The sequence below is a fragment of the Rhizobium sp. BK313 genome (genome assembly GCF_014193655.1).
Lineage (GTDB): Bacteria > Pseudomonadota > Alphaproteobacteria > Rhizobiales > Rhizobiaceae > Rhizobium.
Window position 1 is genome coordinate 227,486 of sequence record NZ_JACHZQ010000007.1, and the last position, 15,887, is coordinate 243,372.

General features: G+C 59.7%; 17 protein-coding genes. 10 read left to right on the forward strand and 7 right to left on the reverse strand.

Translation table 11 applies throughout. The annotated features are described in order from the left end of the window. The first annotated feature begins 36 nt into the window (after positions 1-36). From FHT86_RS29475 to FHT86_RS29485, 3 genes are read left to right on the forward strand one after another with little or no spacing between them, the layout of a single operon-like run. Complete coding sequence (locus tag FHT86_RS29475; RefSeq protein ID WP_133710457.1) at positions 37-1,200, forward strand: Re/Si-specific NAD(P)(+) transhydrogenase subunit alpha; 1,164 nt, start codon at positions 37-39, stop codon at positions 1,198-1,200. After that, a complete protein-coding gene (locus FHT86_RS29480) occupies positions 1,201-1,599 on the forward strand; it encodes an NAD(P) transhydrogenase subunit alpha (RefSeq protein ID WP_133710458.1) in 399 nt (132 codons plus the stop codon). A gap of 10 nt (positions 1,600-1,609) precedes the next feature. Continuing rightward, positions 1,610-3,004 (forward strand): NAD(P)(+) transhydrogenase (Re/Si-specific) subunit beta, encoded by a 1,395-nt coding sequence (locus FHT86_RS29485; RefSeq protein WP_133710638.1) that lies wholly within the window; start codon positions 1,610-1,612, stop codon positions 3,002-3,004. A gap of 99 nt (positions 3,005-3,103) precedes the next feature. Here FHT86_RS29485 and FHT86_RS29490 read toward each other — a convergent pair whose 3' ends face one another. From FHT86_RS29490 to FHT86_RS29515, 6 genes are all read right to left on the reverse strand, one after another. Beyond that, positions 3,104-3,586, reverse strand: coding sequence for a DUF992 domain-containing protein (locus FHT86_RS29490; protein ID WP_133710459.1), 483 nt, complete (start codon positions 3,584-3,586; stop codon positions 3,104-3,106). A 71-nt stretch (positions 3,587-3,657) separates the two neighbouring features. Next, positions 3,658-5,319 carry a sensor histidine kinase gene (locus tag FHT86_RS29495; protein ID WP_246779725.1) on the reverse strand — a complete coding sequence of 554 codons (1,662 nt, stop codon included), beginning with the start codon at positions 5,317-5,319 and terminating at the stop codon, positions 3,658-3,660. A gap of 240 nt (positions 5,320-5,559) precedes the next feature. Then, complete coding sequence (locus FHT86_RS29500; protein WP_133710461.1) at positions 5,560-6,642, reverse strand: FAD-binding oxidoreductase; 1,083 nt, start codon at positions 6,640-6,642, stop codon at positions 5,560-5,562. A 179-nt stretch (positions 6,643-6,821) separates the two neighbouring features. Beyond that, positions 6,822-7,697 (reverse strand): tetratricopeptide repeat protein, encoded by an 876-nt coding sequence (locus FHT86_RS29505; protein WP_133710462.1) that lies wholly within the window; start codon positions 7,695-7,697, stop codon positions 6,822-6,824. 139 nt (positions 7,698-7,836) lie between these two features. After that, positions 7,837-8,049 (reverse strand): 30S ribosomal protein S21, encoded by a 213-nt coding sequence (gene rpsU, locus FHT86_RS29510; protein WP_003585885.1) that lies wholly within the window; start codon positions 8,047-8,049, stop codon positions 7,837-7,839. Between the two features lie 5 nt (positions 8,050-8,054). Then, positions 8,055-8,288: a hypothetical protein gene (locus tag FHT86_RS29515; RefSeq protein WP_133710463.1), complete on the reverse strand. Its 234-nt coding sequence runs from the start codon at positions 8,286-8,288 to the stop codon at positions 8,055-8,057. A 111-nt stretch (positions 8,289-8,399) separates the two neighbouring features. On the opposite strand from FHT86_RS29515, the gene FHT86_RS29520 reads away from it, so the two are divergent. The 7 genes from FHT86_RS29520 to FHT86_RS29550 all read left to right on the forward strand — a co-directional run bounded on the left by FHT86_RS29520 (position 8,400) and on the right by FHT86_RS29550 (position 14,864). Continuing rightward, positions 8,400-8,678: a hypothetical protein gene (locus FHT86_RS29520; protein ID WP_183868961.1), complete on the forward strand. Its 279-nt coding sequence runs from the start codon at positions 8,400-8,402 to the stop codon at positions 8,676-8,678. 16 nt (positions 8,679-8,694) lie between these two features. After that, positions 8,695-9,150, forward strand: coding sequence for a hypothetical protein (locus tag FHT86_RS29525; RefSeq protein WP_133710465.1), 456 nt, complete (start codon positions 8,695-8,697; stop codon positions 9,148-9,150). Between the two features lie 138 nt (positions 9,151-9,288). Then, a complete protein-coding gene (locus FHT86_RS29530) occupies positions 9,289-10,542 on the forward strand; it encodes a sarcosine oxidase subunit beta family protein (RefSeq protein ID WP_133710466.1) in 1,254 nt (417 codons plus the stop codon). Positions 10,543-10,622: 80 nt separating this feature from the next. Continuing rightward, positions 10,623-10,943, forward strand: coding sequence for a hypothetical protein (locus FHT86_RS29535; protein ID WP_312862567.1), 321 nt, complete (start codon positions 10,623-10,625; stop codon positions 10,941-10,943). Between the two features lie 15 nt (positions 10,944-10,958). Then, positions 10,959-11,324 (forward strand): sarcosine oxidase subunit delta, encoded by a 366-nt coding sequence (locus FHT86_RS29540; RefSeq protein ID WP_133710468.1) that lies wholly within the window; start codon positions 10,959-10,961, stop codon positions 11,322-11,324. After that, positions 11,321-14,323 (forward strand): sarcosine oxidase subunit alpha, encoded by a 3,003-nt coding sequence (locus FHT86_RS29545; RefSeq protein ID WP_133710469.1) that lies wholly within the window; start codon positions 11,321-11,323, stop codon positions 14,321-14,323. Before FHT86_RS29540 ends, FHT86_RS29545 begins: the two co-directional genes overlap by 4 nt. Continuing rightward, positions 14,316-14,864 carry a sarcosine oxidase subunit gamma gene (locus FHT86_RS29550; RefSeq protein ID WP_133710470.1) on the forward strand — a complete coding sequence of 183 codons (549 nt, stop codon included), beginning with the start codon at positions 14,316-14,318 and terminating at the stop codon, positions 14,862-14,864. Before FHT86_RS29545 ends, FHT86_RS29550 begins: the two co-directional genes overlap by 8 nt. Before the next feature lie 490 nt (positions 14,865-15,354). Here FHT86_RS29550 and FHT86_RS29555 read toward each other — a convergent pair whose 3' ends face one another. Beyond that, positions 15,355-15,843 (reverse strand): MaoC family dehydratase, encoded by a 489-nt coding sequence (locus FHT86_RS29555; protein ID WP_133710471.1) that lies wholly within the window; start codon positions 15,841-15,843, stop codon positions 15,355-15,357. Between the last annotated feature and the right edge of the window lie 44 nt (positions 15,844-15,887).

Sequence of the window (15,887 nt, forward strand, 5' to 3'; positions counted from 1 at the left end):
TCCAGCAGCGCTGTCGTTTGACGTGAGGTGGTGTCGTTGGGCAATCTGGTTTTTGTCGCCAAGGAGACCGTGTCGGATGAGACGCGAGTCGCCGCGTCCGTCGAAACGGTGAAGAAAATGAAAGGCCTTGGCTTTGACATTGTGGTCGAGGCCGGCGCGGGTGCTCCGTCGCGCATTCCGGATAGCGAATACGAAGCCATCGGAGCGCGTATCGGCTCTGCACAGGATGCCACCCAGGCCGATGTCATCCTCAAAGTACGCCGGCCGACCGGTACTGAGGTCGCTGGCTATAAGAGCGGCGCGATCGTCATTGCCATCATGGATCCCTATGGCAACGAAGCCGCGCTTGTCGACATGGCACGGGCCGGACTGACGAGCTTCGCTATGGAGCTGATGCCGCGCATCACCCGTGCGCAGTCGATGGACGTCCTGTCGTCACAGGCCAATCTTGCCGGCTATCAGGCTGTGATCGAGGCAGCTGCGGTTTATGACCGGGCATTGCCGATGATGATGACGGCGGCCGGCACCGTGCCGGCCGCGAAAGTCTTCGTCATGGGCGCCGGCGTCGCCGGCCTGCAGGCAATTGCGACGGCAAGACGACTCGGCGCGCAGGTGTCGGCGACGGACGTTCGTCCCGCCGCCAAGGAGCAGGTCGCTTCCCTTGGCGCGAAATTCGTCGCCGTCGAAGATGAGGAATTCAAGGCGGCGGAAACGGCCGGCGGCTACGCCAAGGAGATGTCCAAAGACTATCAAGCCAAGCAAGCTGCGCTGGTTGCCGAACATATCTCCAAGCAGGATATCGTCATCACGACGGCTTTGATTCCCGGTCGCCCGGCACCACGGCTTGTCAGCCGCGAGATGCTGAAGGCGATGCGCCCTGGCTCAGTTGCCGTCGACCTTGCCGTTGAGCGTGGCGGCAATATCGAGGGTGTCGAATTCGGGACCGTGGCCGATGTCGAGGGTGTCAAGGTGGTCGGATATCCCAATATGGCCGGCCGCATTCCGGCGAGCGCGTCTGCGCTCTATGCCAAGAACCTCGTTACTTTCCTGGAAACGATGGTCGACAAGGGTACAAAGAGCCTCGGGCTTAACCGTGCCGATGAACTGATCAAAGCGACGATGCTAACCGATGGCGGCGAAGTCGTGCATCCTAATTTCGTCGACCCGGATCAGCCGACGGTCAACAAGGGAGATCTCTAGATGGCCAGCCAAGCAATGGACCAGGCGCTCCAACAGCTGAACGACGCCGTCACCGCCGTGATGACCGCTGCCGCCCAGGCGCCGGATTCCGTCAGCGCCGTCTCCGGTGGTGCGATCGATCCTTTCGTCTTCCAACTGGCGATCTTCGTATTGGCTATTTTCGTGGGCTACTACGTCGTCTGGTCGGTAACCCCGGCCTTGCATACGCCGCTGATGGCGGTCACGAATGCGATTTCTTCCGTCATCGTCGTGGGCGCGCTCCTGGCGGTCGGCATTTCCGCCAGCGGGCTTGCCACCGGTTTCGGCTTCGTGGCCCTGGTGCTTGTCTCGGTCAATATCGTCGGCGGCTTCCTTGTCACCCAGCGCATGCTGGCAATGTACAAGAAGAAAGACAAGTGAGGGCGGCATGCTGAGCAATATCGCAGCCTTCCTCTATCTCGTCTCCGGCGTGCTGTTCATCCTGGCGCTGCGCGGCCTGTCGCATCCGGCCACCAGTCGTAAGGGAAATCTCTACGGCATGGTCGGCATGGGAATTGCCATCGCCACGACGCTGGTTCTGGCGACGCCATCCTTCGGCGGTTTCGTGCTGATTGTCCTCGGCCTCGCCATTGGCGGCGGGGCGGGGGCCTATATCGCCCGTGTCATTCCGATGACCTCGATGCCGCAGCTCGTAGCCGGCTTCCATTCTCTGGTCGGTTTGGCGGCCGTGCTGGTCGCAGCCGCGGCGCTCTATACGCCATCCTCCTTTGGTATCGGCGCTATCGGCTCGATCCACCATGAGGCACGCATCGAAATGGCGATCGGCGTCGCCATCGGCGCGTTGACCTTCACCGGCTCGATCATCGCCTTCCTGAAGCTCGACGGACGGATGTCCGGCAAGCCGATCCTGCTGCCGAACCGGCATATCATCAACGCCGTGTTGCTGGCGCTGATCCTGTTCTTCATCGTCGGTCTGGCCGTCAGCGAGAGCCATTTCGATTTCTGGGCGATCGTCGCCCTGGCTCTGGCGCTCGGCGTGTTGCTGATCGTGCCGATCGGCGGCGCCGACATGCCGGTTGTCGTGTCGATGCTGAACTCCTATTCCGGCTGGGCGGCTGCCGGCATCGGCTTCACGCTCGGCAATCTGGCGCTGATCATCACCGGTGCCCTGGTCGGGTCTTCCGGCGCGATCCTGAGCTACATTATGTGCAAGGGTATGAACCGCTCTTTCATTTCCGTGATCCTCGGAGGTTTCGGTGGTGAGACGGCTTCCAGCGGCGCTGACAACAGCGACAGGACGGTGAAGCTCGGCTCGGCAGAGGATGCGGCCTATCTGATGGCCAATGCCTCGAAAGTCATCATCGTGCCGGGGTACGGCATGGCGGTGGCCCAGGCCCAACATGCTCTGCGCGAAATGGCAGACAAGCTGAAGGCAAACGGCGTCGACGTGAAATATGCCATTCATCCGGTTGCCGGCCGCATGCCAGGCCATATGAACGTGCTGCTTGCCGAAGCCAATGTTCCTTATGACGAAGTGTTCGAACTCGAGGACATCAACTCGGAATTTGCTCAGGCCGACGTCGCCTACGTCATCGGCGCGAACGACGTCACCAACCCGGCCGCACGCGACGACAAGACCTCGCCGATCTACGGCATGCCGATCCTTGACGTCGACAAGGCGAAGACCTGCCTCTTCGTCAAACGCTCGCTCGGCTCCGGTTATGCCGGCATCGACAATACGCTGTTCTACAAAGACGGCACGATGATGCTGCTTGGCGACGCCAAGAAGGTGACCGAGGAAATCGTCAAGGCGATGAATGAGTGAACTGCAGTCTCCTGCACGGGAGAGACGTCAGGGGACGAAGAGGGAGCGAAGGCACGCATATTGGGCGATTCACACGAATCGCCCTGACTTCATTTCTTCTTAAATCGAAGCAGGTGCCAGCGTCATCTTCTCAACGCCAACGGCGATGTTGACGCCTTCCTGGACCTGGACGTTGAGGGGTTGCAGCATGAAAGCCTTGTTCGTGCCGCCGCTGATGACCTTGGCACCGCCACCGGCTGCAACGCTGGCATCGGCGCCAACGCCGTAATATTCGCCGGCCAGCGCGATATCGGTCCATGGCGTACCGGTTTTGGCAAGCACAGCCCAGATCATGACGCTACGGCCGGTAACGCCAAGGTCGACGCCGTACTTCTGGATGGTGCCGGCATAACGCGCACGCGGCCCGCCGCCGCTCGGTTCAAAAGTACACATCAGGTTCTTCTGGGACATGATGATCATGCCCGTCGATCCTTTCGACGTGCAGGTGAGCTTGCCGAGAGTGGCGTAGTCTGCGGAACTTGCAGGCGCAGCCCATATCGCGACAGACAGTGCCGCGGACGCCAGGAGAATGGGTTTCAGCATGGTCTTTCTCCTTTGGAATGACCAAACTGTAACGATCCCTGCGGTTGAATGTTCCGAGCGGCGAGCGGGCGCTAGTTTCGCTCCCGTTCGCGCTCCATCGTGCTGCGCAAGGCGTTCAGCACCCAGACGAGACCTGTCGGGCGGAAGTCGATCTCTACACTACCGCCAAAGGCGGCGGCGGCGTGAGCCTTGGTGACGGTCGTACCAAAGCCGGTCACGGTGGGTGTCTTGACGATCGGGCCGCCGCTCTCTGTCCAAGTGAATCGGATCATCTGTCCGATGTCGCCGTCCGTACTCGTCCATTCAATCGCGATCTTCCCCTCGGGAGCGGAGAGCGCGCCGTACTTCACCGAATTCGTCGCCAGTTCATGCAGAACCAGACCGAGATTCTGTACCGCCTCCGGCTTCAACAGGAAATCCCTACCCTTGATATCGAGTTGTTGCGGTCCTTGCAGGAAGGTGGCCAGATGAATGTCGATCACCCGGCGCAGCGACACGCCGGACCATTGTTCGCTGGTCAGGACTTCGATCGAACGCGCCAGCCCTTCCAGCCGATCGGCGACCGCGCGTTGAAAAGTGTCCACGCTGTCGGTTTGCCGCGCGAGCTGACGGGTCATCGCCTGGGCGAGAGCCAGCAGGTTCTTGGTGCGATGGACGAGCTCATGCATGACGAAATGCAGCCGGTCCTCGGTTTCGCTGCGATCAAAGGAAGCGTTGGAAAGCGCCATGGCCATCTGATTTGCCTCGATGACGCTGGTCTCGATCGGCGAAACGATCTCGCCGCGGCCCATGCGATCTGCCATGTCGGCAATGCTCTGGATCGTGGTGCGCACTTGGCGGGCCAGCGCATAGACCGCAATCAGCGCGATCAACAATAGGGTGACGCCGCCATAGATCAGGAAACGCCACGTGCTCATCAGCGAAGCCTGTGCCGAGGCCACTGGTCCCCACACGACGGCTTTCCACGACCAGCCAGGAATTTGCGCATAACCAAGCAAGGAGTGCGGCAGGACCTTTTCATCCTGATAGACGCCGCTTGAGGCGATCAGCTTTGGCAGAATGTTGGCGTTGAAGGCGTCGCCGGGAACATGATTGGCGGGACCGCTGGCAGCGAGGATATGGCCGGAACTGTCGATGACGGCAGCCGACCAGCCGGGGGCAAGTGCGTCTGTTGTCACCAGCTTGCCAAGATCATCGGCATTCTGCGTCATGATCAACGCTGCACCGGCAGGCGAGTGATAGAGCGGCAGGGTGACATTGTAGACCCATTGACGGCTGGTCGAGCCGATGAAGACGTCGGAGGCTTCGATCCGCCCCGAATCAAGTGCGGAGCGCAACGCCGCCATATTGGCTGTCTTGCCGAGCGGCTCCCCGAACGGCCGTCGCGTATTGAGCCGTTGCTGACCGTCCTTGTCGACGAGCAGGACGAAAAGCGAATCGGTGCGCAATACCGTCTCTGTCCGGTCGAAGAAGGTGGCGATATCGTTGCGCTCCAGTTCCGGTGAGGAGGAGAGCAGTCGTAGGGTCGTCGCCATGTCCTGCAATTGCCGGTCGATGGTCCGCGCCAACGCCTGAGCGTCCTGAACCGTATCGCGCTTCAGCACATCCCGTTCGTTGTTCTCGAGCTGGACCAGCAATAATGCAACGAAAGCTAGAATTGGCAAGGCAATCGCCAGTGCTATGGCGATCAGATAAGCCCCAATCGAAGCCTTCGGGAAACGCGGCTTGTTCATGGTGGGGTCAACCGATCGGACCACCATGGGGATAAAAAGCGTCTGCGAAAGCGGGAATATCGGTCTTGGTCATCATGTCGAGCGCCCCCATGCTTTTACCCGAGCAGCATGCTCTCGAAAGCACCATGTTAGGGCTCGGTAAATTGCGTTGCAACATATGAAAAGTCATCGCCGTTAAATCGTAAGTGATGCCAGACGCTTTGGGCATAGTCAGCATGGCTTAAAGTTGTATTTCATGAGCTACTCGCTTGATTGCGCGAATCGCGACAGGCGGAATGGAGAAAGCTGAGGGTCGGGATAGCCGCCGATAATCTCCGCTGCCGCAACCGATCCGACGAGCGGCGCCAGGGTCACGCCGGAATGCAGGACGGCGAGATAGAGGCCCGGCGCTGCATCGACACCGCCGATAATCGGGAAGCCGTCTTTCGGTGTCGGACGATAGCCGACCGTGTAAAAGTCGAGTTCGAGCGTGTCGCCGCCGCGCAGCATGGCTTTTACCTTGGCGAAAAGTTCGTCGGCGGCTTTTTGTGGATTGTTGCCGGGATTGGTGCCGCCGAAATCGCTGCCTGCGATAACTCGGCCTTCTGCCGTCTGGCGCATGTGCAGTCCTGGCGCCATGACGAGGCCATTCAGAAGCCGAGGACATGGACGAGAGTGAACAATCAGGCCCGGCGGTGTTTCGATCGGCACATCGATACCAACGGAAGCGGCGAGCGCCGCGGTGCCTGCGCCGGCGGCCAGAACGACATGATCGGCAAGCAGTGCTCCGTCCCTCGTTGCAACGCCGGTAATCTTGCCGTTGTCCTGTAAGAGCCGCCCGGCCTCAGTGCCGTATAACAGCGTTGCGCCCTGACGTGCGGCGTCTTCAAGCAACAGATTGGCAGCGGCGACGGGCTCAACAGCGCCTTCTTCGGCGACATGCAATGCGAATGAGGGCGGATTGGCAAGATGAGGTTCGAGGGCGGCGCTTGTCTCGCGATCGACCCGTCGTATGCCGTAGCCCCAGCCACCTTGCTGTGCGGCATAGGCCTCCAGCTTAGCCTCCGTCAGATCCCAGCAGAGCCCGCCGCACCAGGAAAGCGGCAGGCCGGGAATGTCAGCCGCCAACCGCGACCATTCTGCCATCGAGCGGCGACGGAAATGGAAATAGAATTCGGGATTGCCCCAGCTCGCATTGATCCAGGCAAAGGAATTCGGCGTCGCCTCGCCGCCCGCCTTTGCCGCGATCACGGTGACGGATGCACCCTTGCGCGCCAAATGCCAGGCGATGGAAGCGCCGATGATGCCGGCGCCGACGACGATGATTTTTTGAGGAGAGGGCATGCCTTGTCTCTTGTCCGAATATGAGGCCGGGCCGAGACTATGCGTTCAACAGCGCAAAGAAAAGCCGCCGGGCGGATGATCGCCGAGCGGCCCACTGTTCTGATGATGTGCGGCGGAGTCAACGCGGTTCAGCTTTTCGCGGTATCGCAAAACCGCTTCGCGCTTTTCCTGGAATGGCTTTAGGCGCCTGCCCCGACGCGTGCCAGACCATCCTTGGCCGGCTGATAGGTTGGGTCGAGGTTCACCGCGTGCTGGTAGGAGCGGCGGGCTTTGGCCTTGTCGCCACGGCGCTCGTAAACGAAGGCCTGATTTGCCCAGGATTCGGCGACCTTGTTGTTCAGGTCGATCGCGTGGTTGAAATCGGCGAAAGCGTTGTCGTCGTCGTTCTGCGCGAGATAGGAGATGCCGCGGCTGTTATAAGGCTCTGGCGAATTCGGCGACAGCGAGATCGCCTTGGAGAAGTCGTCGATCGCCTTATCCTGCTGATTGCGCTTCTGATAGATCACGCCGCGGCCATTATAGGCGCGACCGTCCGTCGTTCCGAGGCTGATCGCCTTGGAGTAATCGTTGAAGGCGTCGTCGTCGCGGCCGGCCTGGCGATAGAGGTTGCCGCGGCCGATATAGGCGACGTCATAATTGGGATTGATCTGCAGCGCGGCGTTATAGTCGGCGATCGCTTCCGGCAGCTTGCCCATGTTGCGATAGATGAGTGCTCGGTTGGCGTAGGCCTGATAGAACTTCGGATTGAGCTGAATCGCCTGGTTGAAGTCCGCAAGGGCGCGGCTGAATTCGCCGCCGCGACCATAGGCCGTGCCGCGGACGTTGTAGCCTTCCGGATCCTGTGGGTTGGCATTGATGACCGAGGTCAGCGAGGCAATGTTTTCCGACGAGCCCTGTGCCTTGTCGATGCGGATCACCGTATCGGTAGAAGCCGTCTGACAGCCGGAAAGGCCGATCGCAGTGAGAAGAGCCAAAGCTGGCAAGGCAGCAGCGCGCTTCGAAACGAAAAAAGACAGGTTCGAAGTGCGGAACTGTTTAGACGTCGTGATTGCCATTATCGGGTTTCGCTTTCCCCATGCGTTATATCAGGCTGTTTTGATCTAACCCCGTTTGCCCAGGGAATAAATCAAAAAGGCGGCGGCGACCGACTCGCCCCCGCCAGACATGCATCTGAAAACGTCGAAAAAACGACGATTAGCGTGCGACCAGACCTTCGCGCTGTGCACGCTTGCGTGCCAGCTTGCGAACACGACGAACAGCTTCTGCCTTCTCGCGAGCACGCTTCTGCGACGGCTTTTCGTAATAGTCGCGCATCTTCATTTCGCGGAAAATACCTTCGCGCTGCATTTTCTTCTTGAGAGCGCGGAGAGCCTGGTCGACATTGTTATCGCGGACGAGTACCTGCACGAGAATCACGTTCCTTTGGTTTGGTTGATGCCAGCGGCGACTGCAGCACCAGAGGCAAAAAAATAACGGTCGCGCGGCCGCAGCCTTGCGATTGGTAAGGCGGGATAGCAGATCGGTTTGTCAAAGTCCAGCCGGATCGTGAGTTTGCGGAGGAAAAAGCCGTTTGTCGAGCCCTTGATTGGGCCGGTAGCGCCTTGCCTTGCCTGTTGTGACTGGTGGATGTGGAATTGATTTTCCATGTTTTGCGACACTGACATGCCTATGCGAAAATTCTAGATCACAGTCGTTCATGCGCCATGGTGAATTGCCCCATCCCGGCCGTTACCTGGCGCGCCAAGGGGAATCGCTTCATGAAATCATTCGACCTCGTTGCTGCTGGGAGGCTGCTTGCGGCGCCCACGCTGGCCTTTGTCGTTTTCGCCGCAACGTTTGCGCCTGCTAGAGCAGACGAAGTGCATCTCGGCAAGAATGTCCACATCGGCGGCAACGATTTTTCGAACCAGACCTTCGACAGCAAGCATCGCGCGAGAATCTATCTTTACAACCAAAGGCTGCAGAAGGAAGGATGCGGCTGGCGCAGCGACGGCCATGGTGGTCGGGTGAAGATTTGTCATCTTCAGCGTAAGTAGGACGGAGTGGGGAATTATGAGCGATCAGACCATGCCAATGAGCGTTCGATATTACGAACGCCTCACATATGCTGGGATGGCGGTTATTCTTATAAATCAGTTGGTGAACTGGGATAGGACGGCCAGTCGTTTTACTGAAGCACCATTGGCTTTCACGGTTTTACAAATTGCGATTCTTTGCATCCAAATCTTCTGGGTTTGGCTAGTTGCCCATAAACGGGTGAACTGGGCGCGCTGGATGACACTTGGCGGGCAATTCGCTATGATGTTTTTCATTGGCTTCGGCGCCGGAATGCTCACATTTAAGGGCAACGCAGAGGGAACGCTTTTCGAATTCGTTTTGCTAATTTTGGTGACCTCGTTTTATTTGCTCGCCGCGTGTCTTCTTTTTACCCGTGACGCAACAATGTGGTTTGTTCCTCAAGCGGACATGAATTCGGCCACAACGGCACAGACTCCACAGATGGTTTGATGTTGTCATTCGCCATTCCTTTTAACCGTGTCGAAAGCCGGTCCTGAATGCGTCGCAAAAGAGCCGTTGTGTCGGTTTTTGATTTGCGATTTGTATGACCCACAAGAAGGGCGTCTTGCCTGAAGGAGTTGAGGGCGAATGCGTAAATACTCGGTTTTTGCCGTGGCACGGGAAGCAATGCGGGCTCACAAGGGCTGGGAGGCCCAGTGGACCTCGCCGGAGCCGCGCAAGGAGTATGACGTCATCATCATCGGCGCCGGTGGCCATGGCCTGGGCGCTGCCTACTATCTTGCCAAGGAGCACGGCATTACCAATGTCGCAGTCCTCGAAAAGGGCTGGCTCGGCGGCGGCAATACCGGCCGCAACACGACCATCATCCGCTCGAACTATCTCTATGAAGAGAGCATGCACATCTATGAGCATTCGATGAAGCTCTGGGAGGGGCTTTCTCTGGATCTCAACTACAATGTCATGTATTCGCCGCGCGGCGTGATGATGCTGTCGCACAATATCCACGATCAGCAGTCCTTCAAGCGGCATATCCATGCCAACCGGCTCTATGGCATCGACAATGAATGGCTGACGCCGGAGCAAGCGAAAGCTTACTGTCCGCCACTCGATATTTCCCAGACCGCGCGCTACCCGATCAATGGTGCCGCCCTTCAGCGTCGCGGCGGCACGGCCCGGCATGATGCGGTGGCCTGGGGCTTTGCCCGCGCGGCTTCGGATCGCGGCGTGCACATCATTCAGAATTGCGAAGTGACCGGTATCCAGCGTGGGTCGGACGGCCGGGTGACTGGTGTCGATACGACGCGCGGCTTTATCGGCGCCAAGAAGATCGGCGTTTCGGCGGCCGGCCACACCACAGTCGTCATGCAGATGGCCGGCGTGCGCGTGCCGCTGCAATCGAGCCCGCTGCAGGCGCTGGTGTCCGAGCCCCTGAAGCCGATCTTCCCTTGCGTCGTCATGTCGAACACGGTGCATGCCTATATATCGCAGTCCGACAAGGGCGAACTCGTCATCGGCGCGGGTACGGACCAGTACAATTCCTATAGCCAGACCGGTGGCTTGCAGATCATCACCCATACGCTGGATGCGATCTGCGAGCTGTTCCCGATGTTCCGGCGCGTCAAGATGATGCGCTCTTGGGGTGGCATCGTCGATAACACGCCGGACCGTTCGGCGATCCAATCGAAAACGCCGGTGCCGGGGCTCTACGTCAATTGTGGCTGGGGCACGGGCGGTTTCAAGGCGACGCCGGGCTCTGCCAATCTCTTCGCCCATCTGATCGCCCGCGATGAGCCGCACAAGTTCAATGCTGGACTGAATCTGGATCGCTTCCGCACCGGCCGTTTGATCGACGAGGCGGCGGCTGCCGCCGTGGCGCATTGATGCTGGCGGCGGCTTTCGGGATGGCTGTTGTGACTGGGGTTTTGCTTCCAGTCAGCGATCTTTTTCCAGAGGCCAGAGACGTGCGTACGCAAATGATCCACAAGGCGCAGAATGAGACGGATTGGCCGTTTGCGGCCGATAGCGGCATCCTGACTTGCCTCAAGGTGTTGAACGAGCCGGCAGTTTACTTCGTGCCGGAAACGACGCCGCCGGCAACCAGGGCCTTCGCGCTCGACACCGACTTGCTCGGCATGAGCATGATCAATCTGGGGATGACCAACGTGCTGAAACCCTATGGGTCGCTTGAGGAGCTATTGAAGCGCATCACGCCGTTCATTGCCATGGGACGTCGGCTCTGCGCCCAGCCTCCCGGCACCAATATCTCCGGCTCCGAGCTTTAACACAGGTAGAAAACGATGCTGCTGATTTACTGCCCCTATTGCGAGGAAGAGCGTTCGGAACTGGAGTTCCGCAATGCCGGAGACGCGCATATTGCGCGGCCTGAAAACATCGCGGCGATTTCCGACGAGGAATTCGAGGAATATTTCTTCCTGCGCGACAATCCGAAGGGCCTGATCTTCGAGCGCTGGCGGCACATCCATGGCTGCGGCCGCTTCTTCAATGCGGCGCGCGACACGGTGAGCGACCGTTTCTACCGGACTTACAAGGCCGGCGAGCCGAAGCCGGATCTTTCGACGCTGCTGCCCGCCGCCCATGAGCCGGTGGCGCAAGACCAAAATCTAGAAGAACAAACGGCACAAGAAGAGGGATTTGCGAAATGAGCGGCGCCAATCGTATTGCGGGCAGGGGCCGTCTGACGCCGGCCAGAACCGCCCGCTTCACCTTTGACGGCAAAAGCTACACGGCGCTGGAGGGCGACACCGTCGCCTCGGCGCTGCTTGCAAACGGCATTCATCTCGTCGGCCGCTCGTTCAAATATCATCGTCCGCGCGGCATCCTGTCAGCCGGCGCGGAAGAGCCCAACGCACTGCTCGACATCTCCCGAGATTCGGCCCGCCGTCAGCCGAATGTGCGCGCCAGCGTACAGGAGGTCTTCGATGGAATGAGGGCGGCGTCGCAGAACCGCTGGCCGTCTCTCGCCTTCGATGTCGGCGGCGTCAACAATCTGCTGTCGCCATTCTTTGCCGCAGGTTTCTACTACAAGACCTTCATGTGGCCGAAGGCTGCCTGGAAGCATATTTACGAGCCCTTCATTCGCCGCGCCGCCGGTCTTGGCGTCGCACCGACGGAAGACGATCCGGATCATTACGCCAGCCGCTATGCCCATTGCGATGTCCTGGTGGTCGGTGCCGGCATTGCCGGTCTTTCGGCGGCCCTCGCGGCAGCAGAGGCGGGTGCCAAGGTGATCCTCTGTGACGAGCAGGCGGAAGCGGGTGGGGCGCTGCGCTTCGACGCCAGCGTCAAGATTGACGGCGTCGAGGGCTATGCCTGGGCGCAGAACATTGTCGCCAAGCTCAAGTCGATGGACAATGTCGAAGTGCTGACTCGTACGACGGCTTTCGGCTATTACAATCACAATTTCGTCGGTCTCGCCGAGCGTGTCACCGATCACCTCGCAAAACCCGGCCGCAATCTGCCGCGCGAGCGTTTGTGGCAGGTCCGTGCCAAGCGCGTCATCATGGCGACCGGCGCGATCGAGCGACATATGGTGTTCCCGAACAACGACCGCCCGGGAATCATGCTCGCATCCGCGGCGCGCACCTATCTCAATCACTACGGTGTTGCTGTCGGCGCCAAGATCGGTGTCTACACGGCGCATGATTCGGCTTATGAAGCCGCCTTCGATCTGAAGCGCGCCGGCGTCTCTGTCGTTGCCATCGTCGACAGCCGCGCACGTCCTGGCGAGGCCGTGATCGCGGAAGCAAAGCGGCTCGGCATCGAGGTGCTGACGGACTATGCCGTCACCGACACCTCCGGCAAGCTCCGCGTCACGTCGATGACGGTGGCACGCAACGGCGGCACGGGCTCGCGCAAGATCGCGGTCGACGCGCTGCTCGTTTCCGCCGGCTGGACGCCCTCCGTGCATCTGTTCTCGCAGTCGCGCGGCAAGTTGAAATTTGATGCTGAGAAGCAGCGTTTCCTTCCTGGCACCTATGTTCAGGATTGCCTTTCGGTTGGCGCCTGCAACGGCACGGATGGCCTGCAGTCGGCGATCGAGGAATCGCTTGCCGCCGGCGAGTTGATGGCGCGAGCTGCCGGTGCCGGTGCCGGTGGCGAGGGCAACAAAATCCAGCTGCACGCCGAGCAGGCCATCGAATGGACCGGCGGCATGATCGGCGCGGCTGAAGGTGCGGGGCCTGATACCAACGCCAAGGCTTTCGTCGATTTCCAGCATGATGTCTGCGCCAAGGATATCCGTCTCGCCGTGCGCGAAGGCATGCATTCGATCGAACACATAAAGCGTTTCACCACCAACGGAATGGCGTCCGATCAGGGCAAGCTCTCCAACATGCACGGTCTGGCGATTGCCGCAGAAATGCTCGGCAAGGACATCCCGCAGGTCGGCCTTACGACCTTCCGCGCACCCTACACCCCGGTGACCTACGGTACGCTGATCAGCCATTCGCGCGGTGCATTCTTCGATCCGGCCCGCAAGACGCCGATGCATGCCTGGGAGGAAGCGCATGGCGCCGTCTTCGAGGACGTCGGCAACTGGAAGCGCGCCTGGTTCTATCCTCGCCCGGGGGAGACCATGCATCAGGCCGTCAATCGCGAGTGCCGCACGGCGCGCGAGGTAGCCGGCGTGTTCGACGCCTCGACGCTCGGCAAGATCGAAGTCGTCGGGCCGGATGCGGCGCAGTTCTTGAACCTGCTCTACACCAACGCCTGGGATACGTTGAAGCCTGGCCGCTGCCGTTACGGCATCATGCTGCGCGAGGACGGTTTCGTCTATGATGACGGTGTGGTCGGCCGTTTGGCCGACGACCGATTCCATGTGACGACCACGACCGGCGGTGCGCCGCGCGTGCTGCACCACATGGAAGATTATCTGCAGACGGAATTCCCGCATCTGAAGGTATGGCTGACTTCCACCACCGAGCAATGGGCCGTCATCGCCGTACAGGGGCCGAAGGCGCGTGAAATCATCGAGCCACTGGTCGAGGGGCTGGATCTTTCCAACGAGGCCTTCCCGCACATGAGCGTGGCCGAGTGCAAAGTATGCGGCGTGCCGGCCCGACTGTTCCGCGTCTCCTTCACCGGCGAGGTCGGCTACGAAATCAACGTGCCGGCGGACTACGGGCAGTCGGTTTTGGAAGCCGTCTGGGCGCGGGCTGAGCCGCTGGGCGCTTGCGCCTACGGTACCGAGACCATGCACGTACTGCGCGCCGAAAAGGGCTACATCATCGTCGGCCAGGATACGGACGGTACGGTGACGCCCGATGACGCCGGGCTTTCCTGGGCCGTCTCGAAGAAGAAGACGGATTTTGTCGGTATTCGCGGTCTGAAACGACCCGACTTGGTCAAGGAGGGACGCAAACAGCTTGTCGGCCTCATCACCCGCGATTCGAAAGTGGTGCTGGAGGAAGGCGCTCAGATCGTCGCCGATCCGAATGAGCAGAAGCCGATGACCATGCTCGGCCATGTCACTTCGGCCTATTGGTCGGAAAATCTTGGTCGCTCGATTGCCTTCGCGCTGGTCGCAGGCGGCCGCGAGCGCATGGGCAAGACGCTCTATGTGCCAATGCCCGACAAGACGATCGCCGTCGAGGTGACGGATCTGGTGTTCTTTGACAAGGAAGGAGGCCGGATCAATGGCTGATCTCGCCACTCGCAAACTGCCGCTCGCCGGCCGCCACGGCGGCTCCGCCACCGTCCGGCTGACGCCAGCCGCGCCCGCAAGCCGTATTTCGCTGCGCGCACCGGCGGACTCGCTCGACGGCCTCTTTTCAGCGCTCGGTCTCAGCCTGCCGCGCCGGCCGAAGACGTCGGTACGCACCGCTAGCCGCTATGCTTTGTGGCTCGGACCGGACGAATGGCTGGTCCTCGATGAGGATGGCACCGAGCTTGTGAGCCTTGCCGCCTCCGCCGGCGTTGTGCATTCGGCGACTGATGTCTCGCACCGCAATACAGCGATCATCGTTTCCGGCCCCGGTGCGGAAGCAACGCTCGCTGGCGGTTGCCCGCAGGACCTGTCGCTGCAGGCCTTCCCCGTTGGAGCCTGCTCGCGCACGTTGTTCGGCAAGGTGGAAGTCGTGCTGCTGCGCCTCGATGACGACACGTTCCGCGTCGAAGTCTGGCGTTCCTTTTCCGACTACGCCTTCGGGTTGTTGGCCGAAGCGGCGGAGGATGCAGGGCTTTAGGTGCGACACGCTTTGGCAAGCGAGGCGGGATAAATATCAGCTTGGCGCATGGCGCCGAGAGTTGATGGCAATCGATCTTGTTTGCCGTCAATTTCGGTCGCATATTGGTTGTATTGGCGGGTTTCGCAACACTCGCTTTCAATCAGCGCACTGTGGTGCGCGATACAAAGGTCATGTCCATGGGCTCTGACAAGGAAGTCCTTGAAGTAGATTCTAGGTCGTGGACGGGATTAGGGGGGCAGTCAGAAAGCTCACAACCCGCGGTGCGAAATGAATATTTTAACATAGATCATATGTGCCATTTCTGTTTATGGTTCAATCTGGGGCAAATAGTTTTACGCATAATAGAGCGGATTATATACGAAGAATTTTCTCTGAGTTTTCTGTATGTAAAGCCGGATTTAAATTTCTATATAGTTCATATTTCATTCGCAGCGATCGCATTTGTCATTCTGTTCTTCAGAAAAATGTCTCGCGCTTCAAAGAAGCCCTAAGCCTCTTCCGGGCGATCCTTCGGATCGAACTGCGATATGGTTGTCCATGTCGCAGTGAGTGCAGGCTTGCGCTCGTCTTCTATTTCGACAGTGACTTCGTAGGTCAGCATCAGCATGCTGGCGCCGCGCAGTCGGGTTTCGGCGAGCTTAAAGCGGCCACGCACCCGCGCACCACACTTGACCGGCGACATGAAGCGGATCTTTTCGAAGCCGTAGTTGATGCCCATCGTCTGCTCGCGGATTTTCGGCAGCCCGCTATAGTTCATGGCTGAAAGCAGCGAGAGCGTCAGGAAGCCATGCGCGATGGTGCCGCCATAGGGTGTCTCCGCCTTGGCACGCTCGGGATCGACATGGATGAACTGATGATCGAGCGTCGCGTCGGCGAAAGTGTCGATCATCGTCTGGTCGACCGTGATCCAGTCGGAGATGCCGATCTCCGTTCCGACCAGCTTCATGATCTCAACAAGCGAAATATCGCCAGTCATTCTATCCTCGTGAGGCTTTGCTTTCCTTCGACCCTTTCTGGCGA

What these genes read in the sequence shown, in the direction of transcription:
- FHT86_RS29480 (WP_133710458.1), top strand. Translation starts at nt 1,201, where the DNA reads ATGGCCAGCCAAGCAATGGACCAGGCGCTCCAACAGCTGAACGACGCC.
- FHT86_RS29540 (WP_133710468.1), top strand. Translation starts at nt 10,959, where the DNA reads ATGCTGCTGATTTACTGCCCCTATTGCGAGGAAGAGCGTTCGGAACTG.
- FHT86_RS29495 (WP_246779725.1), bottom strand. Translation starts at nt 5,319, where the DNA reads ATGAACAAGCCGCGTTTCCCGAAGGCTTCGATTGGGGCTTATCTGATC.
- FHT86_RS29530 (WP_133710466.1), top strand. Translation starts at nt 9,289, where the DNA reads ATGCGTAAATACTCGGTTTTTGCCGTGGCACGGGAAGCAATGCGGGCT.
- FHT86_RS29500 (WP_133710461.1), bottom strand. Translation starts at nt 6,642, where the DNA reads ATGCCCTCTCCTCAAAAAATCATCGTCGTCGGCGCCGGCATCATCGGC.
- FHT86_RS29490 (WP_133710459.1), bottom strand. Translation starts at nt 3,586, where the DNA reads ATGCTGAAACCCATTCTCCTGGCGTCCGCGGCACTGTCTGTCGCGATA.
- FHT86_RS29555 (WP_133710471.1), bottom strand. Translation starts at nt 15,843, where the DNA reads ATGACTGGCGATATTTCGCTTGTTGAGATCATGAAGCTGGTCGGAACG.
- FHT86_RS29550 (WP_133710470.1), top strand. Translation starts at nt 14,316, where the DNA reads ATGGCTGATCTCGCCACTCGCAAACTGCCGCTCGCCGGCCGCCACGGC.
- FHT86_RS29515 (WP_133710463.1), bottom strand. Translation starts at nt 8,288, where the DNA reads ATGGAAAATCAATTCCACATCCACCAGTCACAACAGGCAAGGCAAGGC.
- FHT86_RS29520 (WP_183868961.1), top strand. Translation starts at nt 8,400, where the DNA reads ATGAAATCATTCGACCTCGTTGCTGCTGGGAGGCTGCTTGCGGCGCCC.
- FHT86_RS29545 (WP_133710469.1), top strand. Translation starts at nt 11,321, where the DNA reads ATGAGCGGCGCCAATCGTATTGCGGGCAGGGGCCGTCTGACGCCGGCC.
- FHT86_RS29525 (WP_133710465.1), top strand. Translation starts at nt 8,695, where the DNA reads ATGAGCGATCAGACCATGCCAATGAGCGTTCGATATTACGAACGCCTC.
- FHT86_RS29505 (WP_133710462.1), bottom strand. Translation starts at nt 7,697, where the DNA reads ATGGCAATCACGACGTCTAAACAGTTCCGCACTTCGAACCTGTCTTTT.